The 24,751-nt window shown below is 71.1% G+C and carries 22 protein-coding genes; 20 read left to right on the top strand and 2 right to left on the bottom strand.

Annotated elements, in window-relative coordinates; genetic code table 11:
• The first annotated feature begins 43 nt into the window (after positions 1–43).
• From CU254_RS21745 to CU254_RS21680, 14 genes are all read left to right on the top strand, one after another.
• Positions 44–6,403 (top strand): type I polyketide synthase, encoded by a 6,360-nt coding sequence (locus CU254_RS21745; RefSeq protein ID WP_078560831.1) that lies wholly within the window; start codon positions 44–46, stop codon positions 6,401–6,403.
• Between the two features lie 4 nt (positions 6,404–6,407).
• On the top strand, positions 6,408–7,856 hold the full coding sequence (locus CU254_RS21740) for a polyketide synthase (protein WP_050788245.1): 1,449 nt from the start codon (positions 6,408–6,410) through the stop codon (positions 7,854–7,856).
• 23 nt (positions 7,857–7,879) lie between these two features.
• Positions 7,880–9,448, top strand: coding sequence for a long-chain-fatty-acid--CoA ligase (locus CU254_RS21735; RefSeq protein ID WP_037714413.1), 1,569 nt, complete (start codon positions 7,880–7,882; stop codon positions 9,446–9,448).
• 22 nt (positions 9,449–9,470) lie between these two features.
• Positions 9,471–10,319, top strand: a complete 849-nt coding sequence (locus CU254_RS21730; RefSeq protein ID WP_009079399.1) for an alpha/beta fold hydrolase — start codon at positions 9,471–9,473, stop codon at positions 10,317–10,319.
• 28 nt (positions 10,320–10,347) lie between these two features.
• Positions 10,348–10,635, top strand: a complete 288-nt coding sequence (locus CU254_RS21725; protein WP_009079398.1) for an acyl carrier protein — start codon at positions 10,348–10,350, stop codon at positions 10,633–10,635.
• A 1-nt stretch (position 10,636) separates the two neighbouring features.
• Entirely contained in the window at positions 10,637–11,878 is a 1,242-nt protein-coding gene (locus CU254_RS21720; protein ID WP_009079396.1) for a beta-ketoacyl synthase, read from the top strand.
• The gene (locus CU254_RS21715; protein ID WP_009079394.1) at positions 11,875–12,885 is read left to right on the top strand and encodes a beta-ketoacyl synthase N-terminal-like domain-containing protein; all 1,011 of its coding nucleotides are present in this window, start codon (positions 11,875–11,877) and stop codon (positions 12,883–12,885) included. Before CU254_RS21720 ends, CU254_RS21715 begins: the two co-directional genes overlap by 4 nt.
• Complete coding sequence (locus tag CU254_RS21710; RefSeq protein ID WP_009079392.1) at positions 12,861–13,211, top strand: MaoC/PaaZ C-terminal domain-containing protein; 351 nt, start codon at positions 12,861–12,863, stop codon at positions 13,209–13,211. Before CU254_RS21715 ends, CU254_RS21710 begins: the two co-directional genes overlap by 25 nt.
• Entirely contained in the window at positions 13,208–13,621 is a 414-nt protein-coding gene (locus CU254_RS21705) for a 3-hydroxyacyl-ACP dehydratase FabZ family protein (protein WP_009079390.1), read from the top strand. Before CU254_RS21710 ends, CU254_RS21705 begins: the two co-directional genes overlap by 4 nt.
• Complete coding sequence (gene fabG, locus CU254_RS21700; RefSeq protein ID WP_009079388.1) at positions 13,618–14,358, top strand: 3-oxoacyl-ACP reductase FabG; 741 nt, start codon at positions 13,618–13,620, stop codon at positions 14,356–14,358. Before CU254_RS21705 ends, fabG begins: the two co-directional genes overlap by 4 nt.
• A 144-nt stretch (positions 14,359–14,502) precedes the next feature.
• A complete protein-coding gene (locus CU254_RS21695; RefSeq protein ID WP_009079386.1) occupies positions 14,503–15,150 on the top strand; it encodes a TetR/AcrR family transcriptional regulator in 648 nt (215 codons plus the stop codon).
• Between the two features lie 45 nt (positions 15,151–15,195).
• On the top strand, positions 15,196–16,428 hold the full coding sequence (locus CU254_RS21690; RefSeq protein ID WP_050788243.1) for a cytochrome P450: 1,233 nt from the start codon (positions 15,196–15,198) through the stop codon (positions 16,426–16,428).
• Positions 16,428–17,864, top strand: coding sequence for a DHA2 family efflux MFS transporter permease subunit (locus CU254_RS21685; protein WP_050788242.1), 1,437 nt, complete (start codon positions 16,428–16,430; stop codon positions 17,862–17,864). The genes CU254_RS21690 and CU254_RS21685 overlap by 1 nt, the downstream gene beginning before the upstream one ends.
• Before the next feature lie 21 nt (positions 17,865–17,885).
• Positions 17,886–18,824: a beta-ketoacyl-ACP synthase III gene (locus CU254_RS21680; RefSeq protein ID WP_009079384.1), complete on the top strand. Its 939-nt coding sequence runs from the start codon at positions 17,886–17,888 to the stop codon at positions 18,822–18,824.
• 14 nt (positions 18,825–18,838) lie between these two features.
• Here the strand turns inward: CU254_RS21680 and CU254_RS21675 are convergent, their stop codons facing one another.
• Complete coding sequence (locus CU254_RS21675; RefSeq protein WP_009079382.1) at positions 18,839–19,657, bottom strand: AfsR/SARP family transcriptional regulator; 819 nt, start codon at positions 19,655–19,657, stop codon at positions 18,839–18,841.
• 632 nt (positions 19,658–20,289) lie between these two features.
• A complete protein-coding gene (locus CU254_RS43120) occupies positions 20,290–20,430 on the bottom strand; it encodes a hypothetical protein (RefSeq protein WP_158688059.1) in 141 nt (46 codons plus the stop codon).
• A 298-nt stretch (positions 20,431–20,728) separates the two neighbouring features.
• On the opposite strand from CU254_RS43120, the gene CU254_RS43710 reads away from it, so the two are divergent.
• The 6 genes from CU254_RS43710 (at position 20,729) to CU254_RS21650 (ending at position 24,675) form a co-directional block, all read left to right on the top strand.
• Complete coding sequence (locus tag CU254_RS43710; protein WP_009079381.1) at positions 20,729–21,166, top strand: nitroreductase family deazaflavin-dependent oxidoreductase; 438 nt, start codon at positions 20,729–20,731, stop codon at positions 21,164–21,166.
• Entirely contained in the window at positions 21,160–21,300 is a 141-nt protein-coding gene (locus tag CU254_RS43705) for a hypothetical protein (RefSeq protein ID WP_199785950.1), read from the top strand. Before CU254_RS43710 ends, CU254_RS43705 begins: the two co-directional genes overlap by 7 nt.
• Positions 21,282–21,533, top strand: a complete 252-nt coding sequence (locus tag CU254_RS43700; RefSeq protein ID WP_037714410.1) for a hypothetical protein — start codon at positions 21,282–21,284, stop codon at positions 21,531–21,533. Before CU254_RS43705 ends, CU254_RS43700 begins: the two co-directional genes overlap by 19 nt.
• 91 nt (positions 21,534–21,624) lie before the next feature.
• Positions 21,625–21,837 (top strand): hypothetical protein, encoded by a 213-nt coding sequence (locus CU254_RS21660; RefSeq protein WP_037714408.1) that lies wholly within the window; start codon positions 21,625–21,627, stop codon positions 21,835–21,837.
• Between the two features lie 515 nt (positions 21,838–22,352).
• Complete coding sequence (locus CU254_RS21655) at positions 22,353–23,906, top strand: sugar transferase (protein ID WP_037714406.1); 1,554 nt, start codon at positions 22,353–22,355, stop codon at positions 23,904–23,906.
• A 157-nt stretch (positions 23,907–24,063) separates the two neighbouring features.
• Entirely contained in the window at positions 24,064–24,675 is a 612-nt protein-coding gene (locus tag CU254_RS21650; RefSeq protein ID WP_009079378.1) for a malonic semialdehyde reductase, read from the top strand.
• Positions 24,676–24,751: the final 76 nt, after the last annotated feature.

Raw genomic sequence — 24,751 nt, 5'->3', positions numbered from 1 at the left:
AGGGAGCGCCGTCCCGCCGGGGCGGCGCGAGGGAGGGAGAACGGTGTCCGAGACCCGCGCCGAACGCGAGCAGGCGCTGCTGCGCGAGCTGCTGCTGGAGAAGTACGAGCCGATCGCCATCGTCGGGGTCGGCCTGCGCTTCCCCGGCGGCAGCACGACGCCGGCCGAGTTCGAGGAGTTCCTGCGGGACGGCCGTTGCGGCACCGGCCCGATCCCGGACGACCGGTGGGACGTGGCCGGGTACTTCTCGGCCGAGGGCACGGCGAAGGGCAAGACCTCGGCGTCGGGCGGCGGCTTCCTCGACCGGATCGACCGCTTCGACCCCGGGTTCTTCAACATCTCCCCGAAAGAGGCCCAGTACATCGACCCGCAGCACCGGCTGGGGCTCGAAACCGCGTGGGAGGCGCTGGAGGACGCCACGATCGACCCGTCCGCGCTGCGCGGGCGCAACGGCGGCGTGTACATCGGCATCTCCTGCTTCGACTACACGCTGGAGATCGGCGCGCTGGCCGACGACGAGCTGGACGCGTACGTGGGCACCGGCACCGCGCACAGCGCCCTGCCCGGCCGCATTTCCTACTTGCTCGGCTGGCGGGGCCCGAGCATCGCGATCGACACCGCGTGCTCGTCCTCGATCGTCGCGCTCGACCTGGCGGTGCAGGGCCTGCGCCGCGGCGACTGCGAGATCGCCATCACCGGCGGCGTGAACGCGATCCACCATCCGCTCAACCACATCGTGTTCTCCCAGGCCGGAATGCTGTCTCCGGACGGCAAGTGCAAGACGTTCGACGAGTCGGCCGACGGCTACGCCCGCAGCGAAGGCGCCGGGATGATCGTGCTCAAGCGGCTTTCCGACGCCAAGCGCGACGGCGACCGGATCCTCGCGCTGATCCGCGGCACCGCGGTGCGCCAGGACGGCGAGAGCGGCGGCTTGACCGTGCCCAACAGCGTCGCGCAGGAAGCCGTCATGCGCGCGGCGCTGGACCGCGCTTCGCTGAGCCCGGCCGACATCCAGTACGTCGAGGCGCACGGCACCGGGACCTCCCTCGGCGACCCGATCGAGATGCGCTCGATCAGCGGCGTGTTCGCTGAATCGCACACGCCGGAGAACCCCGTCGTCGTCGGCTCGCTCAAGACCAACATCGGGCACATGGAGGCCGCCGCGGGCATCGGCGGCGTCATCAAGACCGCGCTGCAGCTGCGGCACGGCCGGATCTACCCGCATCTGCACGTCGACCGGCCCTCCGCGCACATCCCGTGGGACCGCTCGCCGGTTTCGGTTCCGGAGACGACGACGCGGTGGGAGGCTCCGGTGCGCCGGGCCGTGGTCAACTCGTTCGGTTTCGCCGGGACGATCGCCTCGGCCGTGCTGGAGCAGACGCCGGAGAAGCTGCTCGCCCCCGCCGAGCCGGCGTCCGCGCGCGAGGGGGAGGGCGAGGTGTTCGTCCTGTCCGCCAAGAGCCCGAAGGCGCTTCGCTTGCAGGCAGCCAAATACCGCGACTTCCTCGCCCAGACGCCGGACGTGCCGCTGCGCGACGTCTGCTACACCGCCGCCGTCGGCCGGGCGCATTTCGACGAGCGGCTGTCCGGGGTCGTGTCCAGCCGGGAGGACCTGCTCGCCCTGCTGGCCGCCGAACCCGCGGCGGCGACGGGGGAGACGTACAAGGTCGCGATGCTGTTCACCGGCCAGGGCGCCCAGTACCCGGGCATGGGCCGCGCGCTGTACGAGCGCTATCCGGAATTCCGGGCCCACGTCGACGAATGCGACCGCCTGTTCGCCCGGCACCTCGGAGTGTCCGTGCGGGACTTGGGTTTCGGCTCCGACCGCGAACCGCTCGACCGGACCGAATTCACCCAGCCCGCCCTGTTCACCGTCGAGTACGCCATGGCGAAGCTCTGGATCGGCTGGGGCGTCGAGCCGAGCGTGCTGATCGGGCACAGCATCGGCGAGGTCGTCGCCGCCGCGGTCGCCGGGCTGTTCTCGCTCGAGGACGCGGTGCTGCTCGTCGCGGCGCGCGCCCGGCTGATGCAGTCGGTCTCGGCGCCGGGCGGCATGGTGTCGGTCGCGCTGCCCGCCGCCGAACTGGAGCCGCTGCTCGCCGGGTACTCGGACCTGGCGATCGCGGCGGTCAACGCGCCCGGGCTCTGCGTGGTCTCCGGCGGCGAGGAATCGCTCGCCAAGGTCGTCGAGCAGCTGGCCGCGCGCGAGGTGAAGGCCAAGCCCCTCGCCGTTTCGCACGCGTTCCACTCGCCGCTGATGCGCGAGGTCTTCGCCGACTTCGCCGCGGCCATCGCGGGCATCGAATTCCACGAGCCGGACCGCACCCTGATCTCCAACGTCACCGGCGCGGTCGCGTCGCCGGAGCTGTTGTCGGACCCGCAGTACTGGGTCCGGCACATCGGCGAGCCGGTGGACTTCGCCGCGGGCATGGCGGCGATCGCGGCCCGCGGCAGGCACGCGTTCGTCGAGGTCGGCCCGGCGGGCACGCTGCTCGGCCTCGGCCGCCGGTGCGTCGACCCGGGCGAGCACCTCTGGCTGGCCAGCATGCACCCCGACGACGCGACCGGCGAGGTGCTCAAGAAGTCCGTCGCCGAGCTGTACCGGGCCGGGCTTTCCCTGTCCTGGGCGGGTTATTACCGCGGCCGGGAAGGCCGCCGCGTCACGCTGCCGGCCTACGCGTTCGACCGGCGGCGGTACTGGCTGCCCGCGTCCGCCGGGCGCAAGCAGGACGGCGGCGGAGCGAGCGCGCACCACCCGCTGCTCGGCGTTCCGGCGCGGGGCGAGGGCAGCGTCCGGGAATTCCGCACGACGCTGAGCCCCGGCCGTCCCGGCTACCTGCGCGACCACGTCGTGATGGGCCAGTTCGTGGTCCCCGCCGCCGCGTTCGTCGAGGTGCTGCTGGCGGCGCAGGACGTCGTGTTCGGCGAGACCGGCCGTCCGTTGCGGGACATCGGGATCCACGAGCCGCTGATCGTGTCCGACGAATACGAGGTCGAGGTTCGCACACTGGTGTGGCCGGACGAAAACGGCTGTGCCGCGGTCGAGATCTTCAGCCGGGTCGCGGGCGAGGACGGCGGCATCGAGCGCAAGCACGTCACCGCGACCATCGACGCACCCGCCGACGCGTTGCTGCCCGAACTCGCGGCGGCGTCGGCCGAACTGCGCGAACGCGCGGCCGCGGTAGTGGACGCCGAACCGGTGGCCGTCGTGCCCGAAGACCTCTACGCCGACTTCGACGACCTCGGGCTGTCGTACGGTCCCGAGTTCGCGCGGATCACCTCGCTGACGCGGGAAGGCGACCGTGTTTCGGTAGCCGCGCTGCGCGGGCACGACACCGGCGCGGGCGAGTACCTGCCGCCGTTCTTGCTGGACAACGTGATCCAGTCGGTCGCCGGGGTGCTCGACGACGGCGAGAGCTACCTGCCGGTCGGCTTCGGCACCCTGCAACTGCTCAAGAAGCCGAAGGGCGAGACGCTGCGCAGCCTGCTGCGCATCACCAGCGACGACCTGACCAGCCGGGACCTGACCGCCGACATGCTGCTGCTCGACGGGGACCGGGCGGTGTTCGTCGCGCGGGGGCTCGCGTTCCGGCGCGTCGCCGCCGGGCCGAACGAGCAGCGGCGCGGGCTGTTCCACGAAACCCGGTGGGTCAAGCGTTCTCTCGTGCGCACGTCCCGGGCCGAGCCGCGCGACGTCGTCGTGGTCAACCGGTCCGCGGCGCAGTTCGATTCGCTCGCCGAGCCGTTGCGGGCAGCGGGGATCCGCGTGCGCTACGCCGCGGACGCGGCCGGCGTGGCGGCGTTGTACGCCGAGCGCACGCCGACGGACGTCTGCTGGTTCTGGCGGCCGGCCGCCGGGGGCATGCTGCCCGAGGAGGCCGAGCGCAACTACTCCGACCTTCTGTCTACTTTGGACATTCTGCAGCGCCGCTCGTTCGGGCAGGGCCAGCGATTCTGGCTGGTGACCGAAGGCGCTCAGCAGCTGCCGGGCGATGCCGAGGACGTCTCCGTGCCGCCGCTCGCGGCGTCGCTGTGGGGCTTCGGCCGGTCGCTGTGGTCGGAAAGCCCGGCCTATCGGCCGACCCTGGTCGACGTCGTGGAGGGCGACTACGCACCGCTGATCGCGGAGTGGCAGCTGGCCGAGGCCGACGAGTTCCAGGTCGCCTACCGCGACGGGATCCGGCACGTGCGCCGGATCCGCGCGCTCGACGCGGCCGGTCCGCGCGACGACAACTTCGCCCTGGTCCCGGGCAAGGACGGCGAATTCGCCGGGATCCGGCGCGCGCCGGTCGAGGACGAACCGCCCCAGGGCGCCGAAATCCAGGTCCGCGTGCACGCCGCCGGGATCAACTTCAAGGACGTGCTCAACGCCCTGGGCCTGCTCGCCCAGCACGCCGCCGACACCGGAGCCGAGTACCGCGAACTGCCGCTCGGCTTCGAGGGCGCGGGCACGGTGGTCGCGGCCGGTCCGGAGGCGGAGTTCGCGGTCGGCGACGAAGTGATCGTGAGCCACCTCGGCTGCATGCGCCGCCGGGTGACCGTGCCGTCGGAAATGGCGGTGCGCAAGCCGCCGAACCTCGGGTTCGCGGAGGCCGCCGGCGTGCCGACGGCGTACGTGACCGCGTACTACTCGCTGCACACGCTGGCCGGGATCAAGCCGGGCGACCGGGTGCTCGTCCACGCCGCCGCGGGCGGGGTCGGCCAGGCGGCGGTCGCGCTGGCCAAGCTCGCCGGTGCGGAAATCTACGCCACGGCCAGCCCCGGCAAGCACGATTTCCTTCGCGCGCAAGGCATCGAGCACGTGCTGAACTCGCGCACGCTGGAGTTCGGCGACCGGATCCGGGAGCTGACCGGCGGCCGCGGCGTCGACATCGTGCTCAACAGCCTCAACAAGGACTTCATCCCGGCGGGCCTCGGCGTGCTGGCCGAGGGCGGCCGGTTCGTGGAGCTCGGCAAGCTGGGCATCTGGTCGGCCGAACAGGTCCGCGAGGTGCGGCCGGACGTCGGCTACCACAACTTCGACCTCAGCGAGTTCCCCGAGGCGGAGCTGCGGCGGATCAGCAAGGACATCCTCGAAACCGTGGCCGGCCTGCTCACTTCCGGGCAGATCGCGCCGATCGCGACGACCGCGTACTCGCTCGACGAGATCGAGGAGGCGTTCGGCGTGCTCAGCCGGGGCGCGAACGTCGGCAAGCTGGTGCTGGACTTCGCCGAGCGCCCCGGGATCGGCTCCGGCCCGGGCGTCGCCCTGAGCCCGGACGAGACGTACCTGATCACCGGCGGTCTCGGCGCGCTCGGCGTCGTCACCGCCCGGAAGCTGGTCGACGAGGGCGCCCGGCACCTGAGCCTGGTCAGCCGCCGGGAACCGGACGCGCGAGCGATCGCGGATCTCGCGCAGCGGCTCGGCGAGGACGTGCGGGTCGAGTTCTACCGGGGCGACATCGCCGACGCGGCGGACGTCGGCCGCATCGCCGAGGCGATCGGCGCGGCGGGCCGTCCGCTCGGCGGGATCGTGCACGCGGCGGGCGTCCTCGCCGACGGGCCGATCTCGGCGATGACGTGGGAGCAGATCGACCGGGTCTTCCGGACGAAGGTCTACGGCACCTGGCTGCTGCACGAGATGGCCGCGAAGTTCCCCGAGCTGAAGTTCTTCGTCGGCTACTCGTCGATGTCCGCCGCGCTCGGCCCGGCGGGCCAGGCGAACTACGCGGCGGGCAACACGTTCGTCGACGCGGTGATGACGCGGCGGGCGGCGGCCGGGCAGGCGGGGCTGAGCGTCGGCTGGGGCCCGTGGGCCGAGGTCGGCATGGCGGCGAGCCTGACCGAGCAGATGATCCGCGGCATCGAGGGCCAGGGTCTGCGCTTCCTCAAGCCGAGGGCCGGGGCCAGGGCGCTCGGGAAGCTGCTCGGGCAGCCGGTCTCCGAGGTCATGGTCGGCGAGGTCGAATGGGACCGGTTCGTCCCGTCGCGCCCGGCGGCCAACGCGTTGTTCCGGCTGGTGGCGCGGACGGCCACGGTGGCCGACCGCTCGGTCGACCTGGACGCGCTGCGGGCGCTGCCGAAACTCGAGCGGCGGGCGGCGATCAACGAGGCCGTGCGCGCGCGGATCGCGGACCTGCTGCGGTTCGACGACGCCGGCGACATCTCGCCGCAGGCGAAGTTCATGGAACTCGGCGTCGACTCGCTGATGGCGGTGGAGATGAAAAACGCGCTGGAGTCGGCGTTCCGCGTCTCGTTGCCGACTTCCGTGGTCTTCGACTACCCGTCGGTGGCCGTGCTCGCCGCGTTCGTGGACGAGCAGCTCGTCCCGGAAACGGCGGCCCCGGATGCCGGGACCGGCGCGGTCGAGACCATGCCGGACGCGGAGATCGACGCCGAACTCGCCGCGCTGCGGGGGATGTGAGCCGGTGAAGGAGTACATCGACTCGCTCGAGCGGCTGCCGCACAAGCAGCTGGTGATGCTGCTCGCGCGGCAGCGGCTCGCCGCCACCCAGGACATTTCGGTGGTGGGCATGGGATTGCGGTTCCCCGGCGAGCTCGACGGCCCGGACGCGCTGTGGTCGGCGCTGCGGGAGGGCCGCGTGGTGTTCGAGGACCAGCCGGAGGTGCCGCTCGACAGCACCGGCCGCCCGCGCTGGAACCTCGACGCGGAAGACCTGCGGCCGTACGCGGATCTGCTGCGCCGGGGTTCGTACCTGTCCTCGATAGACGTCTTCGACGCCGAGCGCTTCGGAATCGACGAGGAAGAAGCGAAATACCTGGACCCGCAGCAACGGCTTCTCGTCACCTGCGCGGCGGAAGCGCTCGCCGACGCCGGGCTCGACGACGTGACCGGTGTACGGGCGGGAGTCTTCGCGGCGGTCAGCACGGTGGAGTACAACTTCGCCGCGCTGCGCAACGGCGTGGGCGAAGACCGGCTGTCCGCCCACATGGGGCCGGGCAGCGCGCTGAGCGCCGCCGCCGGCCGGATCGCCGTCTGCCTCGGGCTCGACGGGCCCGCGTTCACCGTCGACACCGCGTGCTCGTCCGCGCTGACCGCGCTGCACCTCGCGTGCGCGTCGCTGCGGGCGGGCGAATGCGACGTCGCGGTCGTCGCCGCGGCTCACCTGCTGCTGGCCCCGGGCACCTTCGGGGTGTTCGCGAAGTCGGGCATGCTCTCGCCGACCGGGCGGTCGCGGCCGTTCGACGCGTCGGCGGACGGCTACGTCCGCGGCGAAGGCTGCGGGGTCCTGGTGCTGCGGCGCAAGCAGGACGCGGAAAAGGCGTACGCGGCGATCAAAGGCACCGCCGTGTACCAGCACGGTTCCCGCGACACGATCTCCCGGGTGTCGGGCACCGGACAGGCCCGGGTGATCCAGCACGCTCTGCGCGCGGCCGACGTCGAACCCGAGCAGGTCGGATACGTCGAGGCGCAGGCGAACGGCGTCCGCTTGGCCGGCGTGATCGAGGCCGAGGTGCTCGCCGACGTCTACGGCCGCAAGGGCGCCGGCCGTCCGCCGTTGCTGCTCGGCTCGGCGAAGGCGAACCTCGGGTACCTCGAAACGGTGTCCGGGATGGCCAGCCTGATGAAGGCCGTGCTCGCGGTCCGCGCCGGGGAAATTCCGCGCCAGGCAGGGGTTTCCGTGCCGGACCCGGACGTGGCGTGGGCGCGGCTGGGCCTGGAGATCCCGCGCGAGGGCACTCCGTGGCCGGACACCGGCGGCCGCCGGTTCGCCGCCGTCAGCTCGTTCGGGTTCACCGGGACCTACGCGCACGCGATCGTGGCGTCCGTGCGCGACGAGGAGACCGCCGCCGGTTCCGGAGCCGCCGTCCGCACCGGCCGGAGCTACTGGCCTGAAACGCATCGCTGGTCATGACCGGACAGGAGCGAACTTCCCCCATGTACTACGGCGAGCTGCAGACCCTCGACGCGACGGTCGCGTTCCACGCCCGGAACCGGCCCGACCAGGTCGCGATCCGCTGCGAGGACCGCGAGGTCACCTACGCGCAACTGCACCGCGGCAGCAACCGCATCGCCCGCGCGCTGCGGGCGGCGGGGGCCGGGCCGGGCGCCCGGGTGGTCTACCTCGGCCGGGATTCCGAGCACTACTACCGTCTGTTGTTCGCCTGCGCCAAGGCGGAAACCGTGCTGGTGCCGGTCAACTGGCGGCTCACCGCGGGCGAGACCGAGCACGTGCTGCGCGATTCGGGCGCGCACCTCGTCTTCGCCGAGCGCGATTTCCTCACCGTGGTCAAGGAAGCGGGCAAGGACCTGGCGGCACCACCCGAGGTCATTGCCGTCACCGCTTCCGACCCCGACGGCGGTCTCGACGATTGGGCGCGCGACGCCTCCGCCGAGGACATCGACGGCACGGCCGACCCGGACCGCCCGATCGTGCAGATGTACACGAGCGGGACCACGGGTCTGCCCAAGGGCGTCGTGCTGGCGCACCGCAGCTTCTACGCGGTCCGCGACGCGCTCGCCGGAGCGGACCTCGACTGGATCGACTGGCGGGAGGGCGACGTCAGCCTGCTCGGGGTGCCGGGGTTCCACATCGGCGGCCTGTGGTGGGCGCTGCAGGGTTTCCACGCGGGCATCACGAACGTCGCACTGCGCACGTTCACCAGCGCCGACGCGGTGCGCCTGGTGCGCGAGCACCGCGTCACGACCATGTGCGTCGTCCCGGCGATGCTGCAGATGATGCTCGCCGAGCGCGCGGTGACCGACGCGGACTTCGCGAGCGTGCGGAAGGTCGTCTACGGCGGCTCGCCGATCGGGGAGCGGCTGCTCGCGGAGGCCATCGAGCGGATCGGCTGCGAGTTCGCGCAGATCTACGGCCTGACCGAGTCCGGCAACACCGCGGTCTGCCTCCCGCCGTCCGAGCACGTCGCCGGGGGACCGCGGATGACCGCGGCGGGCCGCCCGTACCCCGGGTTCGCGCTGATGATCAAGGACGACGCCGGGAACCCGCTGCCCGCGAGGGAGATCGGCGAGGTCTGGATCCGCACCCCGGGGCACCTGCTGGAGTACTGGGGACAGCCGGAAGCCACGGCCGAGACCCTCGTGGACGGCTGGCTGCGCACCGGGGACGCGGGCTACCTCGACGAGGAGGGCTTCCTCTTCATCTGCGACCGGATCAAGGACACGATCATCGTCGCGGGCGAGAACGTCTACCCGGCCGAGGTGGAGAACGCGCTGGGCAAGCACCCGGCCGTGACCGAGGCCGCCGTCGTCGGCGTCCCGGACGAGCGGTGGGGCGAGGCGGTGCACGCCTTCGTCGTGCTCGCGCCCGGGGCCGAGGCGAGCGCCCGCGAGCTGACGGTCTTCCTTTCCGGGCGCCTCGCCGGGTTCAAGACACCGACCAGTTACGAGTACGTCGACCGGCTGCCCCGCAACGCCAGCGGAAAAATCCTGCGGCGGCAGCTCAGAGACTCCTTCTGGCAGGACGCCGCTCGTAAGGTGAATTGACCGGCAACCGGAAGGAAACACGGTGAACTCGTTGACTGCCATCAAGTTCGGGCTGAACGCCGCGGCCGCGGTATCGCCGAGCCTCGCGGGGAAACTGGCATTCCCGCTTTTCGTGCGCACGGGCGCCCGCGCCAAGGTGCGCCCGCCCGAACAGGCGGTGCACGACGCCGCCGACGCCGAGCGGATGCGCGTGGACGGCAAGGAACTCGCCGTCTACCGCTGGGGCGACAGCGACCGGCGGGTCCTGCTCATGCACGGCTTCGACAGCCGCGCCTCCAGCTGGGCCGCGCTCGTCCCGGGCATTCTCGAACTGGGCATGTCGGCGGTGGCGTTCGACTCCTTCGGGCACGGGGATTCCGAGGGCGACCGGTCGACGATCGTCGACACCGCGAGCGCCGCGCGGGCGGTGGCCGCGAAATACGGGCCCTTCCGCGCGGTCGTCGCGCACTCCTTCGGCGGCCTCTGCGCCTACCACGCGCTCCGCACCGGCGTGCCGGCCGACCGGCTCGTCACCATCGGGGCGGTGTGCGATTTCGGGTACCTGCCGGTGCTGTTCACCGGGCGGCTGGGGCTCGGCGGCAAGGTCGCCGACGACCTGCGGCGGCGCAGCGAGCAGTACTTCGCGCCGGAAGAGGACATCTGGAACCGGTTCTCCGCGACCTACCGCGCGGACGAGGCCAAGTGGCCGCTGCTGGTGATCCACGACGACAAGGACAAGGAAATCCACGTCTCGCAGGGGCGCAAGATCGCCGAGACGTATCCGCGGGCCGAATTCCTGGAGACCTCCGGGCTCGGGCACCGGCGGATCCTCGGCGACGGCGAGGTCGTCGCCAGGACGCTCGAGTTCATCGCCCGGGGCGAAACCGGGTGACGGGAAGAAAACCAGGGAAAGGGGACCGATGACCACGGGGCACGAGGACGGCGGGATCGACGCCGGGATCCGCGACGAGATCCGCCGGATCGTCGCCGACATCGTCGAGGTCGACGTCGAGGAAATCGGCTGGAACAGCCATTTCTGGGACGAGCTGAAGGCGGATTCCCTGCAGGGGATCGAAATCCTGTCGGCGCTGGAGCGCAGGTTCCGGATCACCATCGAGCAGTCGGCGCTGGCGGTGATGCACGACGTGCAGAACACCTACGAGGTGGTCGTGGCCGCGCTGGCGGCCGCCCGGGCCGGAGCGCGCTGACATGCCGGAGAACCGCTCCGGCCGCGAGCCGGTCGTCGTCACCGGGCTGGGGATCGTCAGCAGCATCGGCACCGGGGTCGGCGAGTTCGCGGACGGGTTGCGGGAGGGGCGCTCCGGCGCCCGCCCGATCACGGCGTTCGACATCGAGGGGTTCGCGCACACCACCGCGTGCGAGGTCCCGGACTTCGAGCCGGAGCGGTGGCTCGCGCGGCTGGCGCCCGGCGACCTCGGCCGGGCGACCCAGCTCTCGGTCGCCGGCGCGCGGATGGCGCTCGGCGACGCGGGCCTGACCGAGGAGCAGGTCCGCGACCGGCGGGCGCTGGTGGCGATCGGGACGACCTACGGCGAGTCCGGCGAACTCGACCGGATCGTGCGCGGGCAGGTGGCGAGCGGCTCCGACGACGTCGACGCCGCCGCCGCGCTCCGGTCGTCGTCGAGCCGGCTTTCGGTCGACGTCGCCCGGGAACTGGCGCTGACCGACGTCGAGGCGGTCACCATCCCGACCGCGTGCGCGGCGGGCAACTACGCCATCGGATACGGGTTCGACGCGGTCGCCGGCGGCGAGGCCGACATCGCGCTGTGCGGGGGCGTCGACGCGTTGCTGCGCATGACGTTCGTGACGTTCTACCGGCTGGGCACGATCGCGCCGGAGCACTGCCAGCCGTTCGACCGGGACCGCAAGGGCATCCTCACCGGCGAGGGCGGCGCGGTGCTGGTGCTGGAGACGCTCGGCTCCGCGCTCGCCCGCGGCGCGCACGTCTACGCCGAGGTGCTGGGCTACGGCCTGGCGTGCGACGCCCACCATCCGGTCGCGCCGGACCAGTCCAGCGTGGCCCGGTGCATCCGGCAGGCGCACCGGAACGCGGGCATCGAGCCCGGCGAGGTCGACTACATCTCCGCGCACGGCACCGGGACCAAGGCCAACGACGTGATCGAGGCGGCCGCGATCAAGCAGGTGTTCGGGCCGGAGCCGCCGCCGACGTCGTCGATGAAGTCGATGCTCGGCCACAGCATGGGCGCGGCGAGCGCGCTGGCCGCGGCGGGCTGCGCGCTGGCGCTGGAGAACGGGTTCATCCCGCCGACGGTCAACTTCTCCGAGCCCGACCCCGAGATCGGCATCGACTGCGTGCCCAACACGGCGAGGAAGGAAGAACTCCGGGTGGTCCAGAACAATTCGCTCGCCTTCGCCGGCAACGACGCGGTGCTGATCCTCGGCAAGCACGAGCAGAGCGGACGGCGATGACCGCTTCAGCCACTTCGGTGATCACCGCGTGGGAGACGTATTCCCCGCTGGGGCACGGCGCGCAGGCCCACCTTTCCGGCCTGCGCGAAGGCGACGGGAAGCGCGCCGCGGTCGCGGACTTCGACGTGCGCGAGATCCTCGGCAAGAAAGGGACGCGGGCGATGGACCGGGCCGCGGGACTCGCGGTCGCGACGACCGGCCTGCTGCTGGACAAGATCGGCCGCGAGCGGTACGCGGCGGACGACCTCGGCCTGGTCCTGGGGGCCAACGACGGGGTCCAGAGCGCGATGGAGTTCCTCCGCGACACGTGGACCCGGGACAAGCCCTACGACGTCGACCCGGCGCACGTGCCGAGGACCCTGATGAACTTCGCCGCCGGGCAGTGCGCGATCTGGCACGGGATCAAGGGACCGAACACGACGATCTGCGGCAGCCACGCGACCGGGTTGCTGACCTTGAACTACGCGCGCCGGATGCACGGCAACGGGCACGCGAAAGCGGTCGTCTGGGGCGCGGTGGAGGAGCTGTCGCCCGGCCGGCGCGCGGTCGAGGCGGCCCGCTCGGCCGGGTCGGACCCGGCCGAGGGCTGCGTGATGTTCCTGCTCGAAGCGCCCGAAGCCGTCGGCGGCGACCGCCGTGCGCTGGCCGAGGTCCTCGCGGTGGACTTCGGGGTCTACCCCGAACCGGACGGGATGCAGTCCGCGCTCGCCGCCAGCCTCCGCCGGGCCTTGCGGAAAGCGGGGGTCGACGCGGGCGAGGTCGGTGCGGTCGTGCCCGCGGCTTCGCCGAGCCGCGGCGCTCGGGAACGCGCGGCCGTCGGCGAGGTCCTGCCGGACGCGCAGGTGCGCACGAGGAGCGCGGAACGCTTCGGCGACACCGGGGCGGCTTCGGCCGCGTACCAGCTCGTCGAACTGCTGGCGGAACCGGGAGAACCGGGCCGGATCGGCGTGGTGACCACGTCGGACGCGGAAGGACGGGTGGGATGCGCGGTCTTCCGGAGCTGCTGACGCCGTTCGAGTGGCGGTTCGCCCGGGTCGGCCCGGACACGGTGCGAACCAGCGTCGACTCGAACTCCGCGGTTTTCGCCGGCCACTTCCCGGAGCGGCCGGTCGTGCCCGGCGTATGCCTGATCGACCTGGTGCGCCAGGCCGCCGCGGAACTGGGATTTCCGGTGCCGCCCGGGCTTGACGTCGCGCGGGCCCGGTTCGTCGACGCGGTGCGGCCGGGCGACGAGCTGGAGACGACCGTCTCCGCGGGACCGGACGGGCAGCTGACCGGCGCCGTGCGCAGGCGGGGCGAGCCCGTCTGCCAGATCCGGTTCGCCGCGCCGTGACCGGCCTGCACGACCTGCTTCCGCACCGCGACCCGATGCTGCTGCTCGACGAGATCACGGCGGTCGAGCCCGGCGTCCGGCTGGCGGCGCGCTGGACGGTCGCGGCGGACCGGCCGTGGTGCCGGAACGGGGCCGCGCCGTACCTGCTGCTCGAGTCGTGGCTGCAGGCGAGCGCGGCGCTGGCGTGCTGGGAATCCCCGCAGGCGGACGGAGAAGTGCTCGTCGCCGGGCTGCGCGACGTGCGGGCGGTGCGCGGCGCGGCGCCCGGCGAGGCGATCGAGCACCGCGTGGAACTGGTGCGCGGCGTGACCGGGTCGGCGATCTGCGCGGGCACGGCCTTGATCGGCGACGAGACAGTGCTGTCCGTCGGACAGGCGACAATCGGTTTCGGGAACAGGACGGGACGATGACACAACGCCCGGTGGCTTTGGTGACCGGCGGTTCGCGGGGGATCGGGCGCGCCGTCGTGCTCCGGCTCGCGCGGTCCGGGCATGACGTGGCCTTCTGCTATCGCTCGCGCGCGGACGACGCGGCGGAGGTCGAAAAGCTGGCGGCCGAATGCGGCGCCGCCGCGCTGGCCTGCGCGGTCGACGTGACCGACGCGCAAGCCGTGCAGGAGTTCGTCCGGCGGGCCGAAGGAGAACTCGGCCCGGTCGAAGCGGTGGTGACCTCCGCGGGCATCACGCGCGACCGGCCGGTGGTCGCGATGTCCGACGACGACTGGGGTTCGGTGTTCCGGACCAATGTGGACGGAACGTTCTTCGCGTGCCGGGCCGCGGTCTTCGGGATGATGAAGCGCCGTTCCGGGGCCGTGGTCACGCTGTCGTCGATCGCCGGCCGGGACGGCCAGGCCGGGCAGGCCAACTACGCGGCGGCCAAGGGCGCGATCGCGGCGTTCACGAAGACGCTGGCCAAGGAAGCGGGCCGGTACGGCATCCGGGCGAACACGGTCGCTCCCGGCTACATCGAGACCGAGATGACGAGCGCGATGTCCCAGGACGTGCTCGACAAGGCCGTGCCCCGGATCCCGCTCGGGCGGCTGGGGACCGCGGAGGAGGTCGCGGACCTGGTCGAGTTCCTGGTGTCCGGGCGCTCGGCGTACGTGACCGGCCAGGTCTTCGCGATCGACGGCGGCCTGGTGCTGTAACAGAGCCCCGCCAAGGAAAAGCCGCCGGAAACGGCTCGCGCCGCGCCCCCTCCGGGCGCGGCGTTTCCGTGCGTCCGGCTGTCTGGCACGAACGATCGTTCGCATGCTAGCCTGACGCTACGTTCAAGATCGGGGGGGCGAGTGGTGAGCACCAGTGCGTCGGCTTCGCGAGAGGCGGGACTGAGCTCCCGGGAGCTGGTATTGCGGCGGGCGATCGACCTGGCGTCGCTGGAGGGTCTCGACCGGCTCACCATCGGCAGGCTCGCCGGGGACCTGCGGCTCAGCAAAAGCGGCCTCTTCGCCCTCTTCGGGTCGAAGGAACGGCTGCAGCTGGCGGTCATCGAAGGCGCGCGGGCGTTCTACGTCGAGCACATCATCCTGCCCGCGCAGCGAGTTCCCTCGGGCACTCGCCGGCTGCTCGCGCTGATCGAGCGGTTCCTGCTCAACTCCGAAGAACACTGGCTGCCGGGCGGCTGCTTCTTCACGCCGGTGGCGCACGAGTTCGATTCGCGCCCCGGCCCGATCCGGGACGCGATCGCCGCGCTGATCCAAGAGGGCAACGACGTCCTCGCCCAGCAGATCCGCGTCGCGGTGGCCAAGGGCGAGCTGCGCGCCGACACCGACGTCGCGGAGCTGGCTTTCGAACTCCAGGGGCTGCTGTTCGCGGCCAACCTGCACGGCCAGCTCGGCCTCCCGGACGCGTTCGCGCGGGCGCGTTCCCTTTCCCGCAAGGCGTTGCGCGGCCACGCGGCCGACGACGGCGCCTTCGCGCGGCTGCTGGCCGAATCCTGATCTTCCCGACGGCGAATCATCGTGACTTCACAAAGGCGGGGCTAGATGCAGAACACCTCTGAGCTGCCGGTGCTCGACGACCTGGTCAGGTCCGCGAAGGGCCCGTGGTGGGAGTGGATCCCGGACATCGGAAGGCAGCACCGGTTCAGCCGGCTCGGCGGCATGGTCCTGGTGCACCGGTACGAGGACTGCTGGGAGGTCCTGCGGGACCCGGCGCGGTTCCGGGAAGGCGTTTTCGCGGCGATCAAACGGCTCGAGGGGGTCGACCCGCGGTTCGTCGAACGCCGCAGCAAGTCCCTCCTGTCGCTGGAGGGCGAGGACCACCAGCGCCTGCGCCGGCTCGCGCTGCCGGTGTTCCGCGCCCCGCTGATGGATCCGCTGCGCCCGCGGATGCGCCGGATCTTCTCCGACATGGTCGACGCCGCCGCGTCCGGCGCCCCGCTCGACGCCGTGTCCGCGCTGACGCGGCAGTACCCCCTGTCGGTGATCTGCGCCGTTCTCGGCGTCCCCACCGACGATCTGGAGTTCTTCTCCGAAATCGCCGAGGCTCAGGTCAGCGGGCTGAGCGGGTCCCCGGACACGTTCCCGGCCGCGATGCGCGCCTACGACGAACTCGACCGGTACCTGACCGAACTGCTCCAGCAGCGCCGCGAGCGCCCGACCGACGACCTGCTGTCCAATCTCGTCCGTGCGGAGGAGAACGGCGACCGGTTCAGCCGGGAGGAACTGATCTCCCTGGTGTCCACGCTCCTGGTGGCCGGGACCGACACGACCCGGACCACCCTGGCCAGCGTCATCTACCTGTTCGCCAAATACCCGGAGCAGTGGGACGACCTGGTCGCCAACCCGGAGCTGGTGCCCAGCGCGCTCGACGAGGTGATGCGCTTCGCGCCGACCGCGTTCGTGATCAAGCGGATGGCGCTGGCCGACGTCACCCTCGGCGGCCTGGACATCCCGGCCGGAACCGAGGTCGCGACGCTGGTGGTGATGGCCAACCGCGACCCGGACGTCTTCGCCGACCCGGACCGGTTCGACATCCGGCGGGTGACGCGGCGGCCGAACCTCGGGTTCGGCGCGGGCTACCGGCACTGCATCGGCAACGCGCTGGCCAAGGCGGAACTCGAGGAGGCGCTGAAGGTGCTCGTCGAACGGTTCGAGCGCATCGAGCCGGCCGGCGCGCCGTCGTGGCGCCGTCCGGACAACATCCAGGGCCCGACCGCGCTGCCGGTCCGGCTGATCCCGCGCGCCGCGGACCGGCAGCCCGAAACGGTGTCGTGATGACGGATCCGATTTCCGCGGGGCAGGCGGCCGGTTCCCGCACCGTGCTGCTCTTCGCCTCGGCGGCGACCTTCGTGGCGTTCCTCGACGTCACGGTCGTGAACGTGGCTTTTCCCGATCTGCGGGCGAGTTTTCCCGACGTTCCGGTGTCGTGGCTGACCTGGGTCGTTACGAGCTACACGGTCTTGTTCGCGGCGCTGTTGTGCTCCTCGGGACGGCTGGCCGACGTGATGGGCCGGCGCAAGCTGTTCAGCAGCGCGACCGCCGCTTTCACCGCTGTCTCGCTGCTGTGCGCGATCGCGCCCAACGTCGAGCTGCTCGCGGTTTTCCGTGCGCTGCAAGGCGCGGCGGCGTCCGCGATGATCCCGTCCGCGCTCGGTCTCGTGCTGGCCGAAAGCCCGCCGGAGAAACGGGCCGCGGCGGTCGGCACCTGGGGCGCGGCCGGCGCGATCGCCGGGCTCGTCGGCCCGGTGCTCGGCGGCGGGCTCGTGGAGGCCTTCGGCTGGCGCGCGGTGTTCCTGATCAACATCCCGATCGGCATCGTCGTGGTGTACGGCACGCTGCGCACGGTCCGGCGCGACCAGCCGGTCAAGCAGGCGCTGCCCGACCCGGTCGGCACCGTCGCGATCACCGTCGGGGTCGGGGCGTTCGTACTGGGCTTGTCCGAGGGTGAACGCTGGGGCTGGGGGAGCGTCGCCACGGTGGCGACCGTCCTCGGCGGCGCGGTGGTCACGGCGCTGGCGCTGCTGCGTTCGCGGCGGCATCCCGCGCCGGCGGTGGAACTTTCGCTGTGGCGCAGCCACGCTTTCGCGCAGACCAACGTGATCGCGGCGTTCTTCGGCGCCGCCATGTACGCCGTGCTGCTGAGCAGTCCGTTGTTCCTCACCGGGATCTGGCATTACTCGGTGTTCGAGGCCGCGCTCGGCGTGACCCCGGGCGCGGTGACCTCCGCGGTCGCCGCGATCGCGGTCGGCCGGTGGGTCAGCCCGCACGGCCGGCTGCTGATGATCGTGTTCGGCTCGCTGCTGGTGGTCGCGGTGACGCTGTGGATGACCTTCGGCCTCGGCTCGGAGCCGCAGTTCCTCCTGGTGTGGCTGCCCTGCAGCCTGCTGAGCGGGCTCGGGATGGGCGCGGTGCTCACCGGGCTGGCCAGCATCGCCGCGGGTTCGCTGCCGCCGGCCAGTTTCGCCGCGGGCAGCGGGCTGCTGATGGCGGCGCGGCAGGTCGGCGGCGCGCTCGGCATCGCCGCGGTGGCCGCGATCCTGAGCGTGGGCGGCAACCAGACGCTGGACGCGCTGCTCTCGGTGTTCGGATTCTGCGCGATCGTCAGCGGCGTGGCCGCGGTGTTCGGAATCCTGCTTTACCTGCGGGTGCGCGCGCGGCGCCCCGCTGCCGCCGCCGCGGAGAAACAGCAAGCGGACGCGCGACCCAGCTGACGAAGGAACATCGGAGGACCCATGCCTGGTTCGCGAGTGCTCTCGGCCGGTTACTACCAGCCGGAGAAGGTGCTGACCAACAACGACATCGCGCAGATGATGGACACCAGCGACGAGTGGATCCGCACTCGCGTCGGCATCCGGACGCGCCACATCGCGGACCCCACCGAGACCGTGGACGAGATGGCCGCCCACGCGGCCCGGTCGGCGCTGGAGCGCGTGGCGCTCCCGGCCGCGGAGATCGACGCGGTGATCGTGGCGACGACCACGGCCCTGGACCGGTCGCCGAACGTGTCCGCGCGGGTCGCGGCCAAGCTGGGCATTCCGTGCCCGGCCACGCTGGACGTCAACGTGGCGTGCGCGGGCTTCTCGCACGCGCTCGCCGTCGCGGACCAGGCGATCCGCGCCGGATCGGCGACGAAGGCCCTGGTGATCGGCGTCGAGCGGCTGACGGATTTCGTCGACTGGAAGGACCGGTCGGTCAGCGTCCTGGTCGGCGACGGCGCGGGCGCGGTGGTGGTCGAGGCGACCGACGAGCCGTCGATCAGCCCGGTGGTCTGGGGATCCGTTCCGGAACTGGGCAGCGCCGTCCGCATCGAAGGCGTCCCGGGCAAGTTCGAGCAGGAGGGCCAGACCGTTTTCCGCTGGACCACCACCGAACTGCCCGGGATCGCGCGGAAAGTCTGCGACCGGGCGGGGGTCGCGCCCGAAGACCTCGACGCGGTGGTGCTGCACCAGGCGAACCTGCGGATCGTGGAACCGGTGGTGCGCAAGCTCGGCGCGGTGAACGCGGTGATCGCCCGGGACGTCGTCGACTCGGGCAACACCTCGGCGGCGAGCATTCCGCTGGCGCTGGCGAAGCTGGTGGAGCGCCGGGAGGTGAAGCCCGGCGCGCTGACCTTGCTGCTGGGGTTCGGCGGCGGCCTCGCCTACGCCGGGCAAGTGATCCGATGCCCGTGACCGGCGAGGCCGCCTCACGCGCTGAACGATCTCTCGCCGGTCAGCAGCCGGACGCTGTCGCCGTGGTTGAGAATGCCGTCGCGATTGAGCACCCGCTGGTGGAGCTCCTGCATTTCCACGGCGGGCTCCATGCCCAGCCGCTCGATCAGCCGGGTCCGGAGCCGCGCGTACACGGTCAGCGCCTCGGCGGTCCGGCCGGACCGGTAGAGGCCGATCATGAGGTAGCCGTGGAAATTCTCCCAGTGCGGATGCTGGTCGACGAGCGACTGCAGTTCGCCGACCGCCTCGTGGTGGTGGCCGAGCCGGAGGTCGATGGACAGTTTGCGTTCGATCGCGGCGAGCCGCCGCTCCTCGATCCGCTTGGCGAAGTGGTGCAGCATCGGGCCGCCGCGCACGTCGGCTAGCGCGTCGCCGCGCCACAGGCTGAGCCCTCGGTTCAGCTGCGCGGACGCGGCGGGCAGGTCGCCGGCGAGTTCGGCTTCCCGCGCTTCCTCGAGCCGGAGGCGGAACAGGGAGAGATCGACGTCGTTCCCGGCGGTCTGCAGCACGTAGCCCGGCTGCCGGGTCAGCAGCATGCTCCGGCCGGAGCCCTTCGTCACCGGGCAGTTCAGCAGATGCTTGCGCAACTGCGAAACGTAGACGTGCATCGCGGTGGCCGCGGTGCGCGGCGCCTCGTGCGGCCACAGCTCCTGGATCAGCTGGGAGACCGGGACGACGTTCCCGGCATTGATCACCAAAGCCGCGAGCAGGGTGCGCAGTTTCAACGGTTTCGGCGTGTGGTCCGCACCTCTTTCGTCCAGCAAGCCGAGCGGGCCTAAGACAGCAAACCTCATGCGGTTCATCCCCCAAGAAACATCGAGATCCGTCGCTGGCGCGTCGCTTTTTCACCTTCCCCAGCGGGCGCGCGCCGATGATCGAATGCGTTCCCGGTTCCGATTATACGCGACTGCCGGGGCGCCGGGGCCACACTGCGCCCGACTTCCGTCGGAAAAAATACCGCGCCGGCCCGGACGATTGCCACGTTATTATCCGGCGGCCAGTCAGCCGCCGGATGCGGGCAGTCGGCATTTTCATGATCAGCGCGGGCGGGAGAAGCGTCGTCGGCCGAGGCGGATGCCGTCGGACGCGGTGCTCCTGTTGGCGTAATCGCTTGTCTCGCCGGGGATTCGGGCGGGGATCCGTCGACTTGTGGCGTGGTTCGCCGCGCGGTCGAAAAGAGATGTGCGGCTAGGGGAATTTGCTTGAATAAGCCCCTTTCGTAGTTCACTTGAGACTGTCGAGCAGGTTTTTCGGTCGGACGAACGGGAGAGTCCAGTGTGCTCCCGGTATTCACGTGCATCGTCCGTCCACATGGGAACGTCGCGGTGCTCTTGTTTGCCGGAGGAGTGCCAGGTGAAAATATTCTCGAAAACTTCAGGAGGTGCGAGGAAAAATTCTGGATAATGCTGGTGGCTATCTCGCGATATCAGGAAACTTCCCTCGGCAACCGGCACTGCCCGCGCGACGGTTTTCCCCGGCAGGCCTGGATGTCGCGCATGATCAGCACGCCGCGCTGGTCGGCGGGCAGCGCGGCGGACAGGCGTTCGACCTCCAGCCTGCTCGACACGTCTTCCTCAGCGGACGGCCCCGCCTCGTCCCGCGCCGCGCCGCCGCGACGGCCGCCCGGCGAAAGGATTCAGCCTTCGCCGCCCGAGGTTCGGAAGCTGTGCTAACTTGGCCGGGTGCCCCGGATGGGCCTATGCATGGAGGTAGCGGCTAACCAGCCAGCACAGAGATCGGGCTCTCCGTCTCTCGCAGTTCCGCGGATCCGTCGAACGGATCGCTGCGCCGTGCCTGTCCTGCGGGGTCTTCGCGCGTCCCGTCCTGTGCTTGACGCCTCCTTTCCGGAAACCGAAAGGAAATGAGTGAGCAACGATTTTTCCCGCCGGCTGATCGCCGAGTTTCGCGCGAACGACGGCGTGCTGGGCGGCATGTTCGAGGGATGGTCGCTGGCAGTGCTGACGACCACCGGCGCGAGAACCGGCCTGCGCCGCGAGGTGCTTCTCGGCTATCTGGAGATCGACGGCGCCGGGGTGGTCGTCGCCTCGGCGAACGGGGCGGACCGCAATCCCGCCTGGTACCACAACATCCGGCGGAATCCGAGAGTGACCGTCGAGACCGGCGGCGACCCGTATGAGGCGATGGCGGCTATTCCGCAAGGAGCTGCGTACGAGAGGCTTTTCGCGCAAGTCCTCGCACAAGCTCCGGGCTACGGCGATTACCAGGCGAAAACGACCCGGCGGATTCCGGTGGTCGTACTGCACCGGATTGATGAGCGAGTCAACGGCATGGGCGATTGCTGATCGAAGCGCACCAATGGTTCCGCGCCGAATTGCGGACTCTGCGGGAGCAAGCGGACAACCTGGCCGACGGCAGCGCGACGACGATCGTCGGCCGGTACCGGATCTGGCTCAGGAAATGCGCACGCACTGCCTGAGCTTCTGCACCGCCCTGCGACGGCACCACGTCGGCGAGGACTCGACGGTGTTTCCTTCGCTGGCCGAGCAGTTCCCAGCGCCGGCCCCGGTCCTCGCGCAGCACCAGACGGCGGCGCGGCTGCGGACCAAATTGGAGCGTCTCGCGGGGGAGTTGGAGGCGCACTTCGCTCTGGAGGAACCGGCCGTGGTGACCGCGCTGAACGCCACGGCCGCGGCACCGCCGACGGCCTGAACCGGGACTCCGGCTCACGTCCCGGGCAAGTCGGACCCGGTGCGGCTGCGGATCGGATTGGAGCGTCTTGCGGGTGAGTCGGAAACAAGCTGTGGCGACCGCGCTCAACGCCACGGCGGCGGTGCCGCTGCGGATCGAACTCGATCGGCTCGCGGGTGAATCGCAGGCGCATTTCAACCTTGAGGACCAAGCCATGGCGACCGCGCTCAACGCCGCAACCGCAGCACCGCCGACAGCCTGCACCGAGCCCAGGCCCGCCGCGGTGTCCAGTGTGGACCTTGTTGCGAACAGAACACGGCGCTAGTCCGCGAGAAATGTGCGAAACAGGCCGCCCCGAATGGTTCAGACCAGGCGAACGGCCGTAAACCGGGCGCCGCTGCGCATTCCGGTGCGGAGTCGGCCGCGGGCAAGGGAAATCGGCGGGTCGGCGGAGTGCTTGTGCCCGAACGGCGGTTGGGCCGGGGGCACGCCTGGGTGATGACCCGCGCGGGGGAGCTGATTCGGCTGCGGGCCTGCTGGGCCGTTCGGGGTAGGTAGTGGGAAACTTGACTACAGCGGGTAATTCCGGTTGGCGGGTCAGCGTGACCCATCGTGACGTTCCCGTTATCTTCCCGGTGCTTCCTGACGGGAAAGACTCGCAGGCCGTGGCTGGAAAATGTCTGTAACACCGCCCGCTGAGCACCCGATACCTTGGCGAGTGTCACACCTTCGGCGACGTGCGGCCCGACCGCCCGGTGATCACTGATCGTGATCAGCGGTTCTGACTCAGCGTGCCGGCGGCGATCAGGTCCGGGGAGCTTGCGCAGCGCGGGAGGACTGATGGAAGAACCGGTGCGGCCCTGGCCCGCGGACGGCGTCGCGCTGCCGCGGGTCGACCTCACGGCGGTCCCCGCGCCGCCGGTCGAGGTGGCGGCCCCGCCGCCCGGCCGTCCGGACGCCGACGGCAGGCTCGACCCGGCCACGGTGTGCCCGGCGGAGGGGGATCCGCCGAAAACGCACGCCGCGGAATGGGAAAAGCGTTACCGCAGAACGGTGATCGCCTCGGATCTCGTCGCCGCCTGCGTGGTGATCGCGATCAGCGCGTTCGTCATCGACCGGCTCGCCCCGCACGACATGCACGCGTTCGGCACCGCGTTCGCGATCCTGTGCGCCCTCCCGGTCAGCCGGGCGTGGAGCGCGCGGGTGCTGGGGGAGGGCCCCGAGGAGTACCGCACGCTCGGCCGCGCGCTGATCACCGCGGCGGTGCTGGTCGCGTTCGGGGGACTGTTGTTCGGTGCGCTCGAAGTGCAGCCCTGGGTGTTTTTCGTAGTGCCCGCCGTCGCATTAGTCCTTTTTCCGCAGCGATATGTGCTCCGGCAGATCCTGCACCGGAGACGGCGGCGCGGGCTGTGCCTGCTTCCCGTGATGGCGGCGGGCAGCGCCGAAACGGTCGCGGACCTGATCAAGCGGACCCGGAAGGAAGCGCACGTCGGGTGGCGCGTCGAGGCGGTCTGCACGTCCACCGGGCACGGGGAGATCGACGGGGTCCCGGTCGTCGGGCGGCTCGAGGAGCTTTCGCGGCACGTCCGCCGCGGCGGATACCGGGTCGTCGCCATCACCGCCGACCAGTACTGGAACCCGGAGCGGCTGCAGCGGCTCGCCTGGGATCTCGAGGGCACGTCGTCGGAAATGGTCGTCGCGCCGGTCCTGATGGAGGTCGCCGGGCCGCGGCTGAACGTCAGCGGAGTCCTCGGCATGCCGCTGCTCCGGGTGACCGCCCCCGCGTTCACCGGCGGGCGCCGGCTGGTGAAGGAAGTCGTCGACCGCTGTGGCGCGACGTTGCTTCTCGCGCTGTTTTCGCCGCTGATGCTGGCGATCGCGGTGGCGGTGAAGGCGGGCGACCGAGGCCCGGTGGTCTACCGGCAGCGGCGGATCGGCAAGGACGGCGAAGCGTTCACCATGCTCAAATTCCGCACGATGGTGGTCGACGCGCACCTGATCCGCCGCGACCTGGAAAGGGCGAACGAAGGCGCGGGGCCGCTTTTCAAGATGAAGAAGGACCCGCGGGTCACCAAGGTCGGCGGGATGCTGCGCCGGTACTCGCTCGACGAACTGCCCCAGTTGTTCAACGTCGTCGCCGGGCGGATGTCGCTGGTCGGCCCCCGGCCGCCGCTGCCGGAGGAGACGGCCAAGTACGCTCCGGCCGCGCGCCGCAGGCTGCTGGTGAAACCCGGGCTGACCGGGCTGTGGCAGGTGAGCGGCCGCAGCGACCTGTCGTGGGACGAGAGCATCCGGCTCGACCTGCGCTACGTCGAGGACTGGTCGCTGGCGCTGGACCTGGTGATCCTCTGGAAAACCTTCCGCGCCGTCCTGGCCGGGCAGGGCGCCTACTGACCTGGGAAGATCCCTCCGCTGACGGCCGCCGGGCCGGGGAAGGCGCGGCGGCCGTCCTCGTGCGCTGGGTCACACCGGCCGGATCCGCGAAATAGTCAAGCGTTCAACCATGTTGGTGCCGTGCGTAGGCGACAGCACGGGAAGGAACGCCGAACCGATGACTACTTTCGCAGAGTCCGAGCAGTTGCAGGTGCCCGCCGAGGTGCAGGACCTCCTGTTCCGCGAAGCGCGCACGGCCAACAGCTTCAGCGACGAGCCGGTGACCGACGAGCAGGTCCGCGCGATCTACGACCTCGTCAAGTGGGCCCCCACCTCGATGAACACCCAGCCGCTGCGCGCGCTGGTGCTCCGCAGCGACGAGGCGAAGCAGCGTCTGCTGCCGCACCTGTTCGAGGGCAACCGGGCCAAGACCGAGACCGCGCCGCTGACCGTGATCCTGGCCGCGGACGTCGACTTCCACGAGAACATCCCGCAGGTCTTCCCGCACAACCCGGGCGTGAAGGACAACTTCGCCGACGAGTCCGGCCGTGTCGAGTTCTCCAAGCTGAACTCGCTGCTGCAGGTCGGCTACTTCATCATCGGCGTGCGCGCCGCCGGACTGGCCGCGGGCCCGATGACCGGCTTCGACGCCGCGGGCGTGGACAAGGAGTTCTTCTCCGGCAACAACTGGCGTTCGCTCGTAGTGGTGAACGTCGGCAAGCCGGGCGAGAACCCGTGGTTCGACCGCCTGCCGCGGCTCGACTTCGACCAGGTCGTCGAGACCCTCTGACCCCTTCCGCGTCGCCGAGAGGCCGCCCCGCACGCCCGGGGCGGCCTCTCGGCGTCCGCGGGCGACGGCGGTCGAA

This window comes from Amycolatopsis sp. AA4, from assembly GCF_002796545.1.
In the GTDB taxonomy this organism is placed as follows: domain Bacteria; phylum Actinomycetota; class Actinomycetes; order Mycobacteriales; family Pseudonocardiaceae; genus Amycolatopsis.
This window is presented reverse-complemented; position numbering and strand designations above follow the sequence as displayed.

Bases quoted from the DNA above. Each gene is read 5' to 3' on its own strand.
- CU254_RS21680 (WP_009079384.1), top strand. From the start codon at position 17,886: ATGCCTGGTTCGCGAGTGCTCTCGGCCGGTTACTACCAGCCGGAGAAG.
- CU254_RS21675 (WP_009079382.1), bottom strand. From the start codon at position 19,657: ATGAGGTTTGCTGTCTTAGGCCCGCTCGGCTTGCTGGACGAAAGAGGT.
- CU254_RS21690 (WP_050788243.1), top strand. From the start codon at position 15,196: ATGCAGAACACCTCTGAGCTGCCGGTGCTCGACGACCTGGTCAGGTCC.
- fabG (WP_009079388.1), top strand. From the start codon at position 13,618: ATGACACAACGCCCGGTGGCTTTGGTGACCGGCGGTTCGCGGGGGATC.
- CU254_RS21720 (WP_009079396.1), top strand. From the start codon at position 10,637: ATGCCGGAGAACCGCTCCGGCCGCGAGCCGGTCGTCGTCACCGGGCTG.
- CU254_RS21725 (WP_009079398.1), top strand. From the start codon at position 10,348: ATGACCACGGGGCACGAGGACGGCGGGATCGACGCCGGGATCCGCGAC.
- CU254_RS21715 (WP_009079394.1), top strand. From the start codon at position 11,875: ATGACCGCTTCAGCCACTTCGGTGATCACCGCGTGGGAGACGTATTCC.
- CU254_RS43700 (WP_037714410.1), top strand. From the start codon at position 21,282: ATGCGCACGCACTGCCTGAGCTTCTGCACCGCCCTGCGACGGCACCAC.
- CU254_RS21685 (WP_050788242.1), top strand. From the start codon at position 16,428: ATGACGGATCCGATTTCCGCGGGGCAGGCGGCCGGTTCCCGCACCGTG.
- CU254_RS21655 (WP_037714406.1), top strand. From the start codon at position 22,353: ATGGAAGAACCGGTGCGGCCCTGGCCCGCGGACGGCGTCGCGCTGCCG.
- CU254_RS21710 (WP_009079392.1), top strand. From the start codon at position 12,861: ATGCGCGGTCTTCCGGAGCTGCTGACGCCGTTCGAGTGGCGGTTCGCC.
- CU254_RS21650 (WP_009079378.1), top strand. From the start codon at position 24,064: ATGACTACTTTCGCAGAGTCCGAGCAGTTGCAGGTGCCCGCCGAGGTG.
- CU254_RS21735 (WP_037714413.1), top strand. From the start codon at position 7,880: ATGTACTACGGCGAGCTGCAGACCCTCGACGCGACGGTCGCGTTCCAC.